Source organism: Nocardia huaxiensis, from assembly GCF_013744875.1.
Classification (GTDB): Bacteria; Actinomycetota; Actinomycetes; order Mycobacteriales; family Mycobacteriaceae; genus Nocardia; species Nocardia huaxiensis.
In genome coordinates, this window is sequence record NZ_CP059399.1 from 210,916 (window position 1) to 227,316 (window position 16,401).

The 16,401-nt window shown below is 67.7% G+C and carries 15 protein-coding genes; 11 read left to right on the plus strand and 4 right to left on the minus strand.

What is annotated here, in order from left to right; translation table 11 throughout:
- Positions 1-123 precede the first annotated feature (123 nt).
- The 4 genes from H0264_RS00960 (at position 124) to H0264_RS00975 (ending at position 3,762) form a co-directional block, all read left to right on the plus strand.
- Entirely contained in the window at positions 124-708 is a 585-nt protein-coding gene (locus tag H0264_RS00960) for a DUF1707 SHOCT-like domain-containing protein (protein WP_181582205.1), read from the plus strand.
- Between the two features lie 64 nt (positions 709-772).
- The gene (locus H0264_RS00965) at positions 773-1,861 is read left to right on the plus strand and encodes a DNA polymerase IV (RefSeq protein WP_181582206.1); all 1,089 of its coding nucleotides are present in this window, start codon (positions 773-775) and stop codon (positions 1,859-1,861) included.
- Complete coding sequence (locus H0264_RS00970) at positions 1,858-2,640, plus strand: enoyl-CoA hydratase/isomerase family protein (protein WP_181582207.1); 783 nt, start codon at positions 1,858-1,860, stop codon at positions 2,638-2,640. The genes H0264_RS00965 and H0264_RS00970 overlap by 4 nt, the downstream gene beginning before the upstream one ends.
- A 129-nt stretch (positions 2,641-2,769) precedes the next feature.
- Entirely contained in the window at positions 2,770-3,762 is a 993-nt protein-coding gene (locus H0264_RS00975; RefSeq protein WP_181582208.1) for an oxidoreductase, read from the plus strand.
- Here H0264_RS00975 and H0264_RS00980 read toward each other — a convergent pair.
- Both H0264_RS00980 and lon read right to left on the minus strand, forming a co-directional pair.
- Positions 3,759-4,460, minus strand: a complete 702-nt coding sequence (locus H0264_RS00980; RefSeq protein ID WP_181582209.1) for an endonuclease/exonuclease/phosphatase family protein — start codon at positions 4,458-4,460, stop codon at positions 3,759-3,761. The genes H0264_RS00975 and H0264_RS00980 overlap by 4 nt on opposite strands.
- Positions 4,461-4,718: 258 nt before the next feature.
- The gene (lon, locus tag H0264_RS00985; RefSeq protein ID WP_244976226.1) at positions 4,719-7,103 is read right to left on the minus strand and encodes an endopeptidase La; all 2,385 of its coding nucleotides are present in this window, start codon (positions 7,101-7,103) and stop codon (positions 4,719-4,721) included.
- A gap of 213 nt (positions 7,104-7,316) precedes the next feature.
- Between lon and H0264_RS00990 the strand changes: the two genes are divergently transcribed.
- Positions 7,317-8,324, plus strand: coding sequence for a zinc-binding dehydrogenase (locus tag H0264_RS00990; protein WP_181582211.1), 1,008 nt, complete (start codon positions 7,317-7,319; stop codon positions 8,322-8,324).
- An 18-nt stretch (positions 8,325-8,342) separates the two neighbouring features.
- Here the strand turns inward: H0264_RS00990 and H0264_RS00995 are convergent, their stop codons facing one another.
- A complete protein-coding gene (locus tag H0264_RS00995; RefSeq protein WP_181582212.1) occupies positions 8,343-9,404 on the minus strand; it encodes a metallophosphoesterase in 1,062 nt (353 codons plus the stop codon).
- Between the two features lie 127 nt (positions 9,405-9,531).
- On the opposite strand from H0264_RS00995, the gene H0264_RS01000 reads away from it, so the two are divergent.
- The 6 genes from H0264_RS01000 (at position 9,532) to H0264_RS01025 (ending at position 15,381) form a co-directional block, all read left to right on the plus strand.
- Positions 9,532-10,887 (plus strand): DUF445 domain-containing protein, encoded by a 1,356-nt coding sequence (locus tag H0264_RS01000; protein WP_181582213.1) that lies wholly within the window; start codon positions 9,532-9,534, stop codon positions 10,885-10,887.
- Positions 10,888-10,990: 103 nt separating this feature from the next.
- Positions 10,991-11,782 carry a TIGR03084 family metal-binding protein gene (locus H0264_RS01005; protein ID WP_181582214.1) on the plus strand — a complete coding sequence of 264 codons (792 nt, stop codon included), beginning with the start codon at positions 10,991-10,993 and terminating at the stop codon, positions 11,780-11,782.
- 349 nt (positions 11,783-12,131) lie between these two features.
- Positions 12,132-12,881, plus strand: coding sequence for a hypothetical protein (locus tag H0264_RS01010; RefSeq protein ID WP_181582215.1), 750 nt, complete (start codon positions 12,132-12,134; stop codon positions 12,879-12,881).
- Entirely contained in the window at positions 12,878-14,077 is a 1,200-nt protein-coding gene (gene lhgO / locus H0264_RS01015; RefSeq protein WP_231083772.1) for an L-2-hydroxyglutarate oxidase, read from the plus strand. The genes H0264_RS01010 and lhgO overlap by 4 nt, the downstream gene beginning before the upstream one ends.
- Positions 14,078-14,216: 139 nt before the next feature.
- Complete coding sequence (locus H0264_RS01020; protein ID WP_181582216.1) at positions 14,217-14,717, plus strand: SRPBCC family protein; 501 nt, start codon at positions 14,217-14,219, stop codon at positions 14,715-14,717.
- A gap of 10 nt (positions 14,718-14,727) precedes the next feature.
- Entirely contained in the window at positions 14,728-15,381 is a 654-nt protein-coding gene (locus tag H0264_RS01025) for a ribonuclease H family protein (RefSeq protein ID WP_181582217.1), read from the plus strand.
- Between the two features lie 78 nt (positions 15,382-15,459).
- Here the strand turns inward: H0264_RS01025 and H0264_RS01030 are convergent, their stop codons facing one another.
- The gene (locus tag H0264_RS01030; RefSeq protein ID WP_181582218.1) at positions 15,460-16,380 is read right to left on the minus strand and encodes a hypothetical protein; all 921 of its coding nucleotides are present in this window, start codon (positions 16,378-16,380) and stop codon (positions 15,460-15,462) included.
- Between the last annotated feature and the right edge of the window lie 21 nt (positions 16,381-16,401).

A 16,401-nucleotide genomic window follows, 5' to 3' on the forward strand; every position in this document is an offset into this window, starting at 1 on the left:
TGTCCAACCGTGACCGTACCGTTAGAGTCCGGACGTCCGAAATATCCTGCAGTCAGACATAATTCAACTCCCCGTGGCAATCCTGAGGTTGATTGCCTGGTTGTTTTCAGGGGAGGAGCTCTGGTGTCCCAGTCCAACGAGAAGCGGTCGACGGCTGCGGTGCGCATCGACGACCTCGAACGGACGCTCACGGCGCGGCGACTACAGCACGCGGTCGGCGAGGGACGACTGGACCTCATGGAACTGGACCGGCGCCTCGGTGCGGTCTACGCGGCCCGCACCAACGCCGAATTGTCCGCTGTCACAGCGGATCTGCCGGATCACAATGCCGAGACGCTGGACCTGCGCGTGGGCAGCGGCACCAAGCGGGTGGACGGACAGTGGGAGGTGCCGGATCGGCTCACCGCCGAGTGCGGTTCCGGCACCATCCACATCGACTTCAACAATGCCTACTGCGCACGCCGGCAAATCACCGTGAAGGTCGAGATCGGTTCCGGAGCGGTCGTGCTGATCGTGCCGCGCGGATGGCGCGTCGACCTCGATCGGGTGCAGTGCGGCAGTGGCAGCGTGGTGAATCGCGTGAAACTGCCGCACTTTCCGGGCGCGCCGATACTGCGGGTCGAGGGCAAGGTGAACTCCGGCGCGGTCAAGGCCCGGTACCGCTACCGGTCGCCGTGGGCGTGGCTGAAGCGATCGCACACCCGCTGAGTCGTTCCGGTTCGACCACCCCGAATTCCGGCATTTCATCCAGACCATGCGGTATGACGGAGGGGTGAGGCGTTGGCTCCTGCACGTCGACCTCGACCAATTCCAGGCCGCGGTGGAATTCCGGCGGCATCCGGAGCTGCGCGGGCAACCGGTCATCGTGGGCGGGAACGGCGATCCCGCCGAACCCCGCAAGGTGGTGTCCTGCGCGTCGTATCCGGCGCGGGCCTACGGCGTACGCGCCGGAATGCCGCTGCGCACGGCGGCGCGGGTCTGCCCGGACGGGGTGTTCCTGCCGCAGGACCTGACCACCTACGCCGAGGCGTCCGAGGAGATCATGGAGCTGCTGCGGACCTTCCCCGGGCGTGTGGAGGTGCTCGGATTCGACGAAGCCTTCCTGGCGGTCGACACCGATGATCCCGAACGCCTGGCTCAGGAAATCCGAAGTGCCATAGCGGAATTGGATCTCACCTGCGCGGTCGGCATCGGGGACAACAAGACTCGCGCCAAACTCGCCACCGGGTTCGCGAAGGCGGTCGGCAAGACCGGCGATCAGGCGAACCCCGGAACCGGAACCTTCCGGCTGACCTCGGACAACTGGGCCGAGCTCATGAACCATCGGCCCACCACCGCGCTCTGGGGCGTGGGTGCGCGTATCGCGAAACGGTTGAGCGCCTTGGGAATCGAAACCGTCGGCGAACTCGCCGCCGCCGACCGGGACATGCTCGCAGCCGAATTCGGGCCCAATACCGGGCCGTACTTCTGGGTGCTCGGGCACGGCGGGGGTGACACCGATATCTCGGCGCCGCGAGAACCGGTGGGGCGCAGTCGATCCGAGACGTTTCCCGCCGACCTGACCGAGATCGCCGACATCGACGACGCGGTCACGCGATTGGCCACCCAGGCGGCGGAGGAGACCTTCGCCGAAGGACGCGCCATCGGACGCGTCGGAGTCACCGTGCGCACCAAGACCTTCTTCACCCGCACCAAACAGAAGAAACTGCCCAGGGCCTGCACCGATGTCGACGAGATCGTGCAGACCGCGCTCACTGTGCTGCACGCCTTCGAGCTGGATCGGCCCATCCGGCTGCTCGGGGTGCGAGTCGAATTTGTCATGCTGGGGCCAGACATTGCGACGGAAGGCAGCCGCGGATGAGCGACTACGAGAACATCCTGTTCGAGCACAACGGGCCCATTGCCCGCATCACCCTCAACCGGCCCAAGGCCGCCAATGGCATCGACCAGGCGCTCGCCGACGAGCTGGCACGGGCCGCCGCGTACTGCTCGGAAGATCCGGCGATCAAGGTGGTCGTGCTGACCGGCGCCGGACGGTTCTTCTCCGCCGGCGGCGATGTGCGCGCCATGGCCGACAGCCCCGACACCGGCGAGTTCATCGAGAAGCTGGCCGCCACGCTGCACCACGCCGTCTCCTCGTTCGCGCGAATGGACGCGCTGCTCATCGTCGGCGTGAACGGCACCGCGGCCGGTGCGGGACTCAGCCTCGCGGTCGCCGGTGACCTGGTGGTCGCCGCCGAATCCGCCTCGTTCACCATGGCCTACACCAAGGTCGGGCTGAACCCCGACGGCGGCGCGTCCTACTACCTGCCGCGGCTCATCGGGCTGCGCAAGACACAGGACCTCATGCTCACCAACCGCGTGCTGACCGCCGCCGACGCCCTCGACTGGGGCCTGCTGCACCAGGTGGTCGCCGACGACGAGCTCACCACCACCGTCGAGACCCTGGCCCAGCAGTTCGCCGCCGGGCCGAAGCTGTCCAACGCGCACGTGAAGAAGCTGCTGCTGGTGTCTTCACAGCACACCCTCGAAGAGCAGCTGAACACCGAAGCCCAGTTCATCACCAGCTGCGCGCGGTCCGCCGACGGCCAGGAGGGCATCGCCGCCTTCGTTGCCAAGCGGGCCCCGAAGTTCGCCTGAGGCAAGGGTTTTCAGCCCGTCAGGGATTCGGGAATACCGACGTCCACCGGGGCCGCGGGCAGGCGGTGCTGCCGGGGATTCGTGGCCGAAGAACATCGTGACCAGCGCATCGGCACCTATGCTCGGTCCATGGAGTTCCAGGCGATGGTGGCACACGAAACAGACAGCGGGATCACGCTCGTGCGCGAGACGGTCGGCGACGACTTCCTCGGCCCCGGCAATGTGACGATCAGGGTGCAGTATTCGAGCGCCAACTACAAGGACGGGCTCGCCATCACCCCGCGCGGCGGCGTGGTGCGCGCGTACCCGATCATCCCCGGCATCGATCTCACCGGCGAAGTCGTCGAATCCGAGGACCCCGATTTCGCGCCCGGCGATCTGGTGGTCGCGCACGGCTACGACATCGGCGTCGCCCACCACGGCGGATTCACCGAATACGCCAAGGTTCCGGGCGAATGGGTGGTGAAACTCGACGGCCTCACCCCGCGTGAAGCGGCCGCCCTCGGCACCGCCGGCTTCACCGCCGCCATGAGCGTGCAGGCGCTGCTCGACCACGGCCTCACCACCTCCGACGGCCCGGTCCTGGTCACCGGCGCCACCGGCGGCGTGGGCACGGTGGCGGTCGACATCCTGGCGGGCCTCGGCTTCGAGGTGATCGCCTCCACCGGCAAGATCGGCGCCACCGAACTCCTCGAAACCCTCGGCGCGAAAACGGTCATCGGCCGCCTCCCCGCCGAGGGCGAGAAACTCCGCCCCCTCGGCAAATCCCAGTGGGCCGCCGCCGTCGACAGCGTGGGCGGCGAATCCCTCGCCCACATCCTCTCCACCACCAACTACGGTGGCGCGGTGGCGGTCTCGGGCCTCACCGGCGGCCCGTCCGTCCCCACCACGGTCATGCCCTTCATCCTGCGCGGCGTCTCCCTGCTCGGCATCGACTCCGCCCACTTCCCCATCGCCAAACGCCGCGACCTGTGGGCCCGCCTCGCCAAGGACCTGAAACCCCAGCACCTCTCCCTCCTGGAGAACTACGCCCCCATCACCGAAGCCGAATCGGTACTGCGCTCCATCCTCGAAGGCACCCACTCCGGCCGCACCGTCCTCGGCGTGGCAGGCGAGTTCTAGCCCACCACCGCCCGCACGAGATTGTGGTCGGACACCCCGGCCACATCCTCGACCACCAAGTCCCGCACCGTAACTCCGCGCCCCGCCACATGGTCGATGAACTGCGACTTCGTCCCGGAGGTGCGCGGCCTGGTCGGAATCGAATCGGCAGGAAACTCGGCAACCTCGAAGTCCCCGCCGAGCGCCGCCGCCACGGTGCCCCGATCGACATTGAAGTCCCCGAGCAGCACTGCCCGCCGATCCGCTACCACCTCGGCGAGCCGCACGAACTGGCTCTCCCGCCGCTCATCACCGCTCACATGCGTCGCAACAACCAGTAGATCCTCGAATTCCACAGCGAGAAGCCCATTCCCGCGATCATTGGCGAAATTCTCGGCCGCCACCACCTTGCTCGACCCATCGCTGACGATCACGAGATTCTCCGAACGGTCCCGGAGCGGATCAGGCAGGCGTCGTGGCGTCGGAACACGCGGATAGCGCAGCACATGAACCGTCCGGTCCGGCAGCGCCTCACGAAGACTCTCCACCTGATCGCCGCTGACCTCCTGCAGCGCAATCACCCGCTCCGGAAGCTGAGCAATTGCTGCAGCGACGGACGCGATCCGATCCGCCTCGCGTGGCCACCGCTCGACAGTGTCACCGGCGTAGTTGTCGGCATGGACGCGGTGGAGGACATTCCAGGTGGCAACTGCAATCACAGGCCGACTCTACGAGATGCCCTCAGCCTCTGCAGGTTTCGTTTCATGTGAAACATGTTCGCCCGACGGTAGCGAACGTTCTGACTGTGCGATCGACTCGAGCAGGTGGCGAGTGTTTGCAGGAGTGCTGAGCAGGTAGGCGGTTTCCCGCCGCGACTTGTACTCGCGCCACCAGTTCACGGAATACATTCTGCTGCAGCACCCTCCTATGCGGAAGCCGTGCATGCTCGGGGAGCGTGCACGGCTTCTCGGGTTGGGTTATGCGGTGGCGCTGAGGGCCGGGCCGGAGTAGGCCGGTTCGGCGACCGGTTCGATGGCGTAGGCCAGGATTTCTGCCACGTCGGCGACGGGGCGGACGTCCAGGGCGGCCAGGACTTCGGTGGGGACCTCGTCCAGGTCGGGCTCGTTGCGGGCCGGGATGAAGACGGTCTTCAGGCCGGCTCGCTGGGCTGCCAGGAGCTTTTGCTTGACCCCGCCGATGGGGAGGACACGGCCGTTGAGGGTGACCTCGCCGGTCATGCCGACATCGGAGCGGACCTGGCGGCCCAGGGCCAGGGACACCAGGGCCGTGACCATGGTGACGCCGGCCGACGGGCCGTCCTTCGGGACCGCGCCTGCCGGGAAGTGGATGTGGATATTGCGATCCAGCACCTTCGGCTCGATGCCGATCTCCTCCAGGTGGGAGCGGACGTAGGTCAGGGCGATCTGCGCGGACTCCTTCATGACGTCGCCCAGCTGACCGGTGAGGGTCAGGGAGCGGTCGCCCTCGGCGGCATTGGCCTCGATGTAGAGGACGTCGCCGCCCGCGCCGGTCACCGCCAAACCCGTTGCGACACCGGGGACCGCGGTGCGTTCCACCGAATCCGGGGTGAAGCGGGGGCGGCCCAGGTACTCCTTCAGGTCCGGCAGGTCGATGACCAGGGAACCGGTGCGCGCGACCTCGTCGTAGCCGAGATCCTCGTCGTAGCCCAGGGATTCGGGCTGCGGCACGAATTCACCTGCTATGACGCGGCTTTCGGCGTCGGCCAGGTCGGCCTGCTCGGACAGTTTGGTGGCTGCCTTGCGCAGGGCCTTGGCGACCAGGCGCTCCATCTGCCGCACGCCGGCTTCCCGGGTGTAGTTGGCGGCGATCTCGCGCAGGGCGGCGTCGGTGACCGAAACCTCCTCCGCCGTCAGGGCATTGCGCTCCAGCTGGCGCGGGACCAGGAAGTCGCGGGCGATGGCCACCTTGTCGGCCTCGGTGTAGCCGTCGACCGTGATCAGCTCCATGCGGTCCAGCAGCGGGCCGGGAATCGTCTCCATGACGTTCGCGGTCGCGATGAACAGCACGTCCGACAGATCCAGGTCCAGGTCCAGGTAGTGGTCGCGGAAGGTGTGGTTCTGCGCGGGGTCCAGCACCTCGAGCAGCGCCGCCGCCGGATCACCCCGGAAGTCGGAGCCGACCTTGTCGATCTCGTCCAGCAGGACAACGGGATTCATCGAACCCGCCTCCTTCATGGCGCGCACGATCCGACCCGGCAGGGCGCCGACGTAGGTGCGCCGGTGCCCGCGGATCTCCGCCTCGTCGCGCACGCCACCCAGGGCGACCCGCACGAACTTGCGGCCCAGCGCACGAGCCACGGACTCACCCAGCGAGGTCTTGCCCACACCGGGCGGACCCACCAGCACCAGCACCGCGCCGGAGCCGCGACCGCCCACGACCTCCAGGTTGCGCGCGGCCCGCCGGGCCCGCACCGCCAGGTACTCGACCATGCGGTCCTTCACCTCGTCCAGCCCGTGGTGGTCGGCGTCCAGCACGGCGCGCGCGGCCGAAACATCGGTGCTGTCCTCGGTTTTCACCGTCCACGGCAGTTCCAGGACGGTATCCAGCCAGGTGCGGATCCAGCCCGACTCCGGGCTCTGATCGCTGGACCGCTCCAGCCGCCCGACCTCGCGCAGCGCCGCCTCCCGGATATCGTCCGGCAGCTCGGCGTTCTCGACCCGGGCGCGGTAGTCCTCGGCCCCGTCGGGCTCGTCCTCACCCAGCTCCTTGCGGATCGCGTTCAACTGCTGCCGCAGCAGGAACTCCCGCTGCGTCTTCTCGACGCCCTCGCGCACATCCTCACTGATCTTCTCCGAGATCTCCGTCTCGGCGATGTGTTGCTTGGTCCACTCGATCAGCTTGCTCAAACGCGTTGCGGTATCGACGGTTTCGAGCAGCTCCCGCTTCTCGGCATTGCTCAGGTAGGAAGCCCACCCGGCCGCATCGGCCAGCGCGGAAGGATCCTGCAGCTGGTTCACCGCGTCGATGACCTGCCACGCCTCCCGCCGCTGCAACACGGCCACGACCAGCTTCTTGTATTCCGCCGCAAGCTCTTTGGTCTTGCCGTCGGCGGCGGGGACCTCGACGGCCTCCGCCTCCACCCACAGCGCGGCGCCCGGCCCGGTCACCCCGTGCCCGATCTTCGCGCGCTCCTCGGCCTTCAACACGGCCGCCGGCGCACCCCCGCGCATCCGACCCACCTGTTCGATGGTGGCGACGACGCCGTAGGTGGCGTACCCCTCGTCGAGCCGAGGCGCGACCAACACCTGGTTGACCTTCCCGGCACGCGCGGCATCGATTGCGGCCTGCGCGGACTCGTCCAGCTCGACCGGCACCACCATGCCCGGGAGCACGATCGGATCGGTCAGGAACAGGACCGGCAGGTTCTGAGATGTAGTCACTCTTCGACCCCTTCCAAGGTTGAGCTATGTCCACTCAACCCACCCCTTGCCGCTCTTGTTCCGCCCGTTCGCCGCCAGCGAAACTCCCCAGGTCACAGCCCGATGTCATACGATGGCGCGGGATTGGGCTGTGCCGTACACCACTAGGAGTCGATGATCATGCTCGCTGCGCGACTGCACCTCGGAAAAGAACGACGACTGGAATTGGACGAGGTGCCGGTGCCCGAGCCGGGGGCGGATCAGGTACTGATCAAGGTGGAGGCCGCGGGGGTCTGCCTGTCGGATGTGCACCTCATCGACGGGATGCTTTCGCCGCTGTTCCTGAAGGGCGACGTGGTCACGCTGGGGCATGAGGTGGCGGGCACGGTGCACGCCCTCGGGCCGGGGGTGACCGCGGCCAAGGTGGGCGATCGGGTGCTGTTGCAGGCGGGGGAGGTTCGCGGGGCGGCGGTCTACACGCGGGGTGTGGATTACGACGGCGGGTGGGCGGAGTACACGCTCGCCCGCGTCGACACGCTGGTGCCGATTCCGGATGATCTGCCGTTCGAGCAGGCCTGCTTCATTCCGGATGCCGTTTCCACGCCGTGGGCCGCGATCACCGCCACCGCCGAGGTGAAACCCGGTGAACCGGTGGGGGTTTGGGGTGTCGGCGGGCTGGGGGCGCATGGGGTGCAGTTGTTGCGGATGGTGGGGGCCGCGCCGATCATCGCGGTGGATCCACTGCCCGCGGCTCGGGAGCGGGCGCTGGAGTTCGGGGCGGACTTCGCGTTCGATCCCGCTGATCCGGATCTGCGGCGGAAGGTGTTCGCGGCCACGGGGACCGGGCTGGCGGCCGCGTTCGACTTCGCGGGTGTGGCGGCCGTGCGGGAGCAGGCGGTGGTTTGTCTTGCGCCGCAGGGGCGGCTGGTGCTGGTCGGGCTCACGGACAAACCGATCACCATTACCGGCGGGACGGCATTCAGCTTCTTCCAGCAGCAGTTGCGCGGGCATTACGGGTCGCAGCCGGAGCATGTGACGCAGCTGGTGAAGTTGCAGGGGCTGCACCGGGTGGACTTCTCGCGGTCGGTGAGCGCGGTCATGCCGCTCGCCGATGCCGCGAAGGCCGTGCATGCGCTGGATGCCAAGGAGGGCAATCCGATTCGGATCGTGCTCAAGCCTTGAGCAACCAGCGCAACGGAATCAGGCCAGGCGACGCTGGAAGACGTTGACGGGCTGGGGGTTCGACGGGTCCACCGTGTAGACCCCCAGGTCGGCCGATGACGGGTTCAGGTCCAGGACCATGAAGCCGAGGTCGGTGAAGGTCTGGAACAGCGCCGGGTTGCGGTCGGGGTGGCCGCTGCTGGTTTTCGCAGCGGCACCGGAGATGATCTGGCGGGTGCCCTTGCAGTCCGTGGTGGGCTCGAGCACCTGCAGATTGTGGTCATGGCCGGAGAGCAGGAACTGGCAGCGGCCCAGGACGTGCGCCTCGAAGAACTTCTTGACCTCGCTGCCGTTGACGAGATCGATCGGCACCCCGTCGTATTCACCGGCATTGCCGTGCGAGCCGTTGCTCAGGTAGGGGTGGTGGGTGAGGGCGATCTTCCACTTGGCGGGGGACTCGGCCAGGGCGCGATCCAGCCAGGCGGCCTGCTCGGTCATGAAAGTGCCACCGGCGGACCAGTATTCGTTGAACAGCGGGGGCAGGTAGGCGGCGATCGGGTTCAGGTCGAGGATGAAGAACTCGACGATGGGCTGCTCGTGCGGGATGCGGACCGAGTAGTAGCGCGACGGCATCCACCAGCGGGCCGAGCGGGCGTGATAGGCGACCTCGTGGTCGCCGCGCAGCAGCCAGCCGCCGTCGCCGGGCAGGATCGAGCTGTTGTCGTGATTGCCCTGCACCATGATCCAGGGGATGTCGAGGCCGTTGTTGGGGTCCTCGAACTTGGCCTTGAACTGGGCGTCGTCATCGGCCCAGGGGCCGGATTCGTAGACATTGTCGCCGAGGCCCAGCGCCAGCGAGAAGGGTTGGCGCGCATGGAGGGCGCGGGCCGCGTCGGCCACCGCCCACTGTGGGCGGGCTCCGGTGCCGGCGTCGCCGGTGACCAGGATGCGCAGGTCCGTGCCGGTCGGGAAGGGGAACTTGGGGACGCCGTCGGCCACCGCGGGGACGGGTGCGGCCCAGGCGGGGCCGGCGGCGGCCAGGGTGGTGACACCTGCGGCGGCTGCCGCACCTGCGAGAAAACCACGGCGGTCGACGGTCATCGAGATCTCCCTAGCCCTTCCATGTTGGTCGGTTGACCAGTATTGCCGGTCGAGTGAAACCCTGCACGATATGAGACATTAGGGAGCATTATTTCTCACCATCGGCTCGGCCATAGGGGGACCAGCTATGACGACAGTGGCGTCGGGAATGTTCCTGGACTGGGAACAACTCACCGGACAGCCCAAACTCGTCGTCGATCTCATCAGCTTCCCCGTCTTCAGCGCCATCGCCGGCCTGCTCACCAACTGGACCGGCGTGCTGATGTTGTTCTGGCCGGTCTACTTTCGCGGCATCCGGATCCCGGGACTCGAGATCCTCTACCCGTACCTGCCGCGCCGCGTGCAGGTGCTGCCCATCTTCTCCGAGGACGGCAGGCAGTTCGGCTTCCAGGGCTTCATCCCCGCGCGCGCCGAGAAGATGGCCAGCATCTGCGTGGACAAGGCGCTCATGCGGATCGGCAGCCCCAAGGACTTCATCCACGAACTCGACCTGGACGGCATCGCCGACTACATCGCCGCCATCGGGCGCAAACAGGTCGAGCCCATCGTCGACGGAATCATGAAGCGGGAGAACCCCGAACTGTGGGCCGTCGCTCCGAAGGCCGTGAAGAACGTGCTCTACCAGCGCGTGGAACGCGAACTGCCGAACCTCGCGCGCCGCTCCTTCGAACAGCTCGGTGACAATGTCGACCAGCTCATCGACATCAAGAGCTTCGTCATCCGCTACCTGCGCGAGAACCCCGAGATCCTCAAGGATCTGACCACCACCATCGCCGCGCCGGAACTGCGGTTCATGATCCGCGTCGGCCTGCTGGGCGCACCGTTCGGCGTGCTGCTGGCGCTGTACATGGAAGTGCACCACAGCATTCCGATCATCGGCTGGATTCCGGGCTGGCTGGTCATCCTGGCCGCGGCGGCCGCCATCGGCGTCATCGTGAACATGATCGCCGTGAAGGTGGTCTTCGAGCCCGGCGATCCGCAGCCGCGCTACAAGTACCTGTGGAAGCAGGCGCTGCTGGCCAAGCGGCAGCCGCAGGCCGCCGCCGACCTCGCGACCATCCTGGCCTATCAGGTGCTGACGCTGCCCAATCTGGCGCGCGAACTGCTCGAGGGGCCGAACGGCGACAAGACCCGGCTCATGCTGGAGAAGCTCATCGCCGACGAGATCCACCGGCAGCTCGGACCCACCCACACCATGGCGCGGGCCGCGTTCGGCAAGCGGCAGTTCGACAATCTGAAGGTCGGCGCGGCGGGCGCGGCGGTGAACCTGGTGCCCAGCCTCGTGGAGGACGAGGTCTTCGCGGCCGAACAGGCCAAGAAGATCGAGGAGTTCGCGGCGCGCAAGCTGCAGCAGCTGACTCCGGGCGAGTTCATGGAGATGTTCTACGCGTCGGTGGAACAGGACGCCTGGCTGCTCTACCTGCACGGAGCCCTGCTCGGCCTGGTCGTCGGCGGAGTACACCTGGTTCTCTTCGGCTGGTAGCCGAAAAGAAGGGGAGCGGGGGTAAACCCCCGAGCCCCCTGCCCGTCAGAAAATACAAGCACGCGTGCTTGCATTTTTCTGGGGCGGCTGAAATGCTGGCCCAATGGCCGATCTCGAGGCACTGTTCGCCGACCTGACCGCCGAAGGCGACGAGCTGGATCGGCTGGTCGCCGACCTGGAACCGGCTGCCTGGCAGACCGATACCCCGGCGGCCGGATGGACCATCGCCCATCAGATCGGGCACCTCTACTGGACCGACAAGGTCGCCGCCATCGCCGCGACCGAGGCCGGAGAATTCCAGAAACTCGTGGAAGCGGCCCTGCCGAAGGCGCTCACCTTCGTGGACGAGGCCGCCGAGGAAGCCGCCACCATTCCCGCGCCGGAACTGCTCGCCGCCTGGCGCACGGAACGCACCGCACTGGTCGAGGCGCTGCGCGGCGTTCCCGCCGGCACCAAGCTGCCGTGGTTCGGCCCGCCCATGAGCGTGGCGTCCATGGCCACCGCGCGCCTCATGGAGACCTGGGCGCACGGGCAGGACGTCGCCGATGCGCTCGGCGTCACCCGCACGCCCACACCGCGGCTGCGGCATGTGGCCCATCTGGGCGTGCGCACAAGGAATTTCGCGTATATGACGCACGGCCGCAGCGCGCCCGCGGAGGAATTCCGGATCGAACTGACCGCCCCGGATGGCAGCCTGTGGACCTGGGGCCCGGAGGCCGCCGCGCAGCGAATCACCGGACCCGCCTTGGACTTCTGCCTGCTGGTGACCCAGCGCCGGCACATCGACGATCTCACGCTGGCGGTACACGGGGCGGATGCGCTCGAATGGCTGGGTCTGGCACAGGCTTTCGCCGGCCCCCCGGGAAGCGGCCGAACGGCAGGCCAGTTCCTCTGACCTGCCGTCGATCCCGGCCTCCGACCCTGGAAAGTACTTTCCGACCCTGAAGAACGGAGCGGACGAGCGCCTACCGTGGGTGCGCCGTGCCTGGTGCCCACCCGGACGACATTGGCCGGAGGTCTTCGATGGCAGTCGAGTCGGCGCTCGCCGCTATTCCGTATTTACCCCGCCTTTCGCAGCCGGAAACCTCTCGATTTCATTCATGGCGTAGGTGTGATCCTGGTCTCATCCACGACATGTGTTACCGCGCGCCACCGTAACCTGGACGCGCGTACGACTTTCAATGGTGCGGGTCGTGGCGTCCGAAAGGCGCAGGGGGACAGGGGAGAGGAAGGAACGCACCACCATGTCGCATCAATCGGCGACGAGTGCTGCCCGGACATTCCGGCGCACGTCACAGGTGCTCCGTTACAGCGCTGTCGTCACCGCATCCATGGCGAGCATCGGGCTCACCGTTGCCGCCGGGTCCTATATCAGCAACGAGATCGCCGGAACCCAGAAGTCCGGCAACATTTTCGCAGTCCCGGCCGCCCCGGGCGGACCGGCCTACGAACGCGAGCTCGAGGGCGGGGAGCTGTCCGTCGATATCGCGGCCGTGGCCGAAACCACCTCGGTGAACACCCTTTTCCACACCTGGGGAGTGGAACGCGGTGCACCGGCGACAATTTCACCCGTCCGGCCGGCGGAGCCGGGCACGAGCACGCCCATCGCGGGGCAGCTGCGGCTCGGCGACACCTTCGTGGGCGCGCAAGTGTTTCCGGTGCAACGTAATTCGCTGACGGTCACGGTGGACACCAATGTCTTCGCGGCCGTCGGCTCCTGGCTGCTGTCCGGCCCGATCGGGGAACGGCTCGGCCTCACCGCGGATCCGAGCGCCACCACCCAGGTGCGCACCGAGCTCGACACCCGCCGCGGCGACGTCAAGCTCACCATCACCGATCCGGCCATCGGCGACCTCGGCCTGCAACTGGCCCGGCATCCCGCTCCGGCGGCGACTGCGGCCAACGAGGAGGGGTCCAAGGACGGGCAGGCGGTGACCGGCGACGCCACGACGGCGCCGGTGCATCCGGAGGACTCCGCCACCACCGCTGTGTGAGACTCGCTGGTGTGTACGACTACTGCGTGATCGGCGGCGGCATTGTCGGGGTGGCCACGGCCCACCGCATTCTCGACCGGCATCCGGGCGCGAGCCTGCTGCTGGTCGAGAAGGCGGGCGAGCTGGCCGTCCATCAGACCGGGCACAACAGCGGGGTCATCCACTCCGGGATCTACTACGAACCCGGCAGCCTGAAGGCGCGGCTGTGCGTGCGCGGTGCCGAACTGACCAAGGAGTTCGCTGCCGCGCACGATATTCCGTTCCAGGTGTGCGGAAAACTGCTGGTGGCCACCGATTCCGCGGAGCAGGCGCGAATGCTGGCGCTCTACGAGCGCTCGGTGACCAACGGCGTCGAGGTGGAGTTGCTGGACGCGGCCGAGCTGGTGCGGCGCGAGCCCCGGGTGACCGGCGTCGGCGCGCTGTTCGTGCCGGGCACCGGCATCGTCGACTACACCCGCGTCACCGCGGAGCTGGCGCGGCAGGTGCGCGCGGGCGGCGGCGAAATCGTGCTGGGTGCGGAGATCACGTCGATCAGCGAAACAGCCGATGCCGTAACGGTTTCCGGCCCGTCCGGGAGCTGGCGGGCGGCGCGGCTGGTGGTGTGCGCGGGCCTGCAGGCGGATCGGATGGCGCGGCTGGCGGGCCTGGACATCGATCTGCGCATCGTGCCGTTCCGCGGCGAGTACTACCAATTGCCGCCGCACCGCAAGGATTTGGTGCGCACCCTCATCTATCCGATTCCGGATCCCGAATTGCCGTTCCTGGGTGTGCATTTGAGCCCCACCATCGACGGCGATCTGACGGTCGGCCCGAACGCCGTGCTGGGCCTGGCCCGCGAGGGCTATGCCAAGGGCAGCGTGAACTGGCGGGATGCCCGGGAGATCCTGGGCTACCGCGGTTTTCACCGGGTGGCCGCGAACAACGTGCGCACCGGCTTGCGGGAGATGCGCAATTCGGTGTTCAAACGGGGTTATCTGGCCGAGTGCCGACGCTACTGCCCGGAGTTGACGGCCGCGGATCTGCTGCCTCGGGAGGCGGGCATCCGGGCGCAGGCGGTGCTGCGGGACGGGACGCTGGTGCACGATTTCCTGATCGAGCGCACGCCGCGATCGGTGCACGTCCTCAATGCGCCGTCGCCGGCCGCGACTTCGGCGCTGCCCATCGCGGAACACATCGCCGCGCAATTGGACAGTTGACCGAATTGCTCACAACTCGCAATTTCGCTGCGAGTTCGCCCATTGCTACAACTACTGGGACAAGTTGGGACGGGGTATTCGTTCAATAAATAGGATGTCTGTAGTACTTTTGTTGGCAGCCGTGGGACAGGGAGCACCTATGGGCCACATGAAATACGCGAGCGACGTCGGGGCACCGGTGGAGGTCGCGTTCAGCTACACGGACAACCATCAGTTCGTGCCGGACTGGGCCTTCGCCGTCGCCGGTTTCGAACCGCTCGGAGATATCGACCACGGCCTGGGCGCCGTCTTCGACACCACCCTGCGGATCGGATTCTGGCATCCCACGGTCGAGTGTGAGATCACCGACCACCGCCGCAACGCGGTCATCGAATACACACTGCGCCGGCGCCGGAAGGGGAAGCCGGCGCCGGCGAGCACCCCCCTCGCGGTCATCACGCTGCGGTTCGACCCACTCGGGTACGGTCGCTCCGTGCTGACCTCCGAAGCCGAGTACTGGGCCCCCCGCGGCCTCAGCCGCCACCTGCTCTCCCGGATGCTCACCGCGGCCGTAGAATCGGCCGTGCGACGCACCGAGTCGCAATTGCGAAGGGAGATAGAGGAATTCCACGGAACGGATCTTGTCGGCCGGATTGCGTAGGGTAGGCAGCATGATCATCGTGAGCACCGACGGATCGTGCCTGCGTAACCCGGGTGGTGCCATCGGCTGGGCCTGGGTGAACCACGCCGGCTCGTCGTCGGACAGCGGCGGTGCGCCCTCGGGCACCAACCAGATCGCGGAGCTACGCGCGCTGCTCGAAGCCGTCCGCGCCCATCCCGGTCCCGAACCTCTGCTCATCGAGAGCGATTCGCTCTACGCCATCAAGTGCGCCTCCGAATGGATCAACGGCTGGCGTGTGAACGGCTGGCGCACCTCCACCGGCGGCCCGGTCAAGAACGTGGAACTCATCCAGCAGATCGACCGCGCCATCAACACCCGCTCCGGACCCGTCCGCTTCCGCTGGGTGCGCGGGCACGTCGGCAACTACTTCAACGAGCAGGCCGACGCACTGGCCGGTCAGGCCGCCCGCAAGGTCGCCGCCTCCGGAGCCACCGAGCCCGCGAGCGACCCGGCCCCGTACGACCCGATCACCGAGCCGCTGCCGGTCGAACCGGCCACCGAGCCCATCCCGGTGACCCCGGCCGTGGATCGCGCCGCGGAGAAGATCGTGGCGGCCACCGCGCCCGCGCCCGTCGCGCAGCCCGCACGGCGGCGCGCCACCACCGCGAAAGCGCCTGCTGCCGACGCACTCACGCTCTTCTGAGGACCACATCGGATTCGCTCACGAATAGTGAAGGCCCCCAGCAGTGTTCACACTGCTGGGGGCCTCTCCGAATCGTGCTCAGTTACCGGGCGCGGGCGCTCCGGTGGTCGGGGCCGGGGCGCCGGTGCTCGGCTGGCCCGCCTGCGGGGCGGTGGTGGTGCCGCCGCCGGTGGCGCCGCCGGTGCTCAGGCCCTTCAGGGCCGGGGAGTCGAAGTTGGCCATCAGCCACTTGCCGTCCTTCTTCTCCAGCTCGGCCACGACCGGCAGGGTCAGCCGGTCCGGGGACTGCATGAGCGAGTTCTGCCGCACCTGCGAGATGAGCATGATGACGGTGGCCTTGTTCTCGTCACCGGACTGCCAGGCGCAGTGGATCTCCGCGAGCGAGGATTTGCCCTGCACGCTCACCATGACGTCCTTGAGGGCGTCGGCGGTGCTCTGGAAGTTGTCCAGGAACTGACCGGTGGAGCGTTCCTTCACCTGGCTGATGAAGTTGTCCATGGACTTGTCGTCGTAGATCGAGACGACGCGGCCGAAATCGCAGGCGGCCTCGGTGGCGCTGTCGCGTTCGCTGAGCTGGTTGCCGCGGCTGTGCGACTGCCAGCCCAGGGCCGCGGCGGTCGCGATGGCGGCCACCAGCAGGACACCCGCCACGACGGCGGCCAGCATGGGGACGGTGATCTTGCCGCCGGGCAGGCCGGAACCGGCTGCCGCCCCGGTCTTTCCGTCGCCGGACTCGGCCGGCTTCGCCGCCTTGGCGGGCTTGTCGGCCTTGGCGGCGTCGACCTTGGCGGTGTCGACGGCGACCGGCTCGACCTTGTCGATCTTCTCGGTCTGGTCGTCGCCGGACTTCTTGGTCAGTTCCGGCTTCGCGGCAGCGGCCGCCTTCTCGGTCTGGTCCGCGTCGGCGGTACCGCCCGGCTGGTCGGCGTCGGCCGCGGCGGGCGTGCCGGTCGTGGCCTCGTCGTCGTTCTTCTTGTCCTGGGCGGCGTCATCCGACATTGGATCGATCCCCACACTTTC

Coding starts and splice junctions, on each gene's coding strand:
- H0264_RS00970 (WP_181582207.1), top strand. CDS start 1,858: ATGAGCGACTACGAGAACATCCTGTTCGAGCACAACGGGCCCATTGCC.
- H0264_RS00975 (WP_181582208.1), top strand. CDS start 2,770: ATGGAGTTCCAGGCGATGGTGGCACACGAAACAGACAGCGGGATCACG.
- H0264_RS01010 (WP_181582215.1), top strand. CDS start 12,132: ATGTCGCATCAATCGGCGACGAGTGCTGCCCGGACATTCCGGCGCACG.
- H0264_RS01005 (WP_181582214.1), top strand. CDS start 10,991: ATGGCCGATCTCGAGGCACTGTTCGCCGACCTGACCGCCGAAGGCGAC.
- H0264_RS00990 (WP_181582211.1), top strand. CDS start 7,317: ATGATCATGCTCGCTGCGCGACTGCACCTCGGAAAAGAACGACGACTG.
- H0264_RS01030 (WP_181582218.1), bottom strand. CDS start 16,380: ATGTCGGATGACGCCGCCCAGGACAAGAAGAACGACGACGAGGCCACG.
- H0264_RS01000 (WP_181582213.1), top strand. CDS start 9,532: ATGACGACAGTGGCGTCGGGAATGTTCCTGGACTGGGAACAACTCACC.
- H0264_RS01025 (WP_181582217.1), top strand. CDS start 14,728: ATGATCATCGTGAGCACCGACGGATCGTGCCTGCGTAACCCGGGTGGT.
- lon (WP_244976226.1), bottom strand. CDS start 7,103: ATGGTGGTGCCGGTCGAGCTGGACGAGTCCGCGCAGGCCGCAATCGAT.
- H0264_RS00995 (WP_181582212.1), bottom strand. CDS start 9,404: ATGACCGTCGACCGCCGTGGTTTTCTCGCAGGTGCGGCAGCCGCCGCA.
- H0264_RS01020 (WP_181582216.1), top strand. CDS start 14,217: ATGGGCCACATGAAATACGCGAGCGACGTCGGGGCACCGGTGGAGGTC.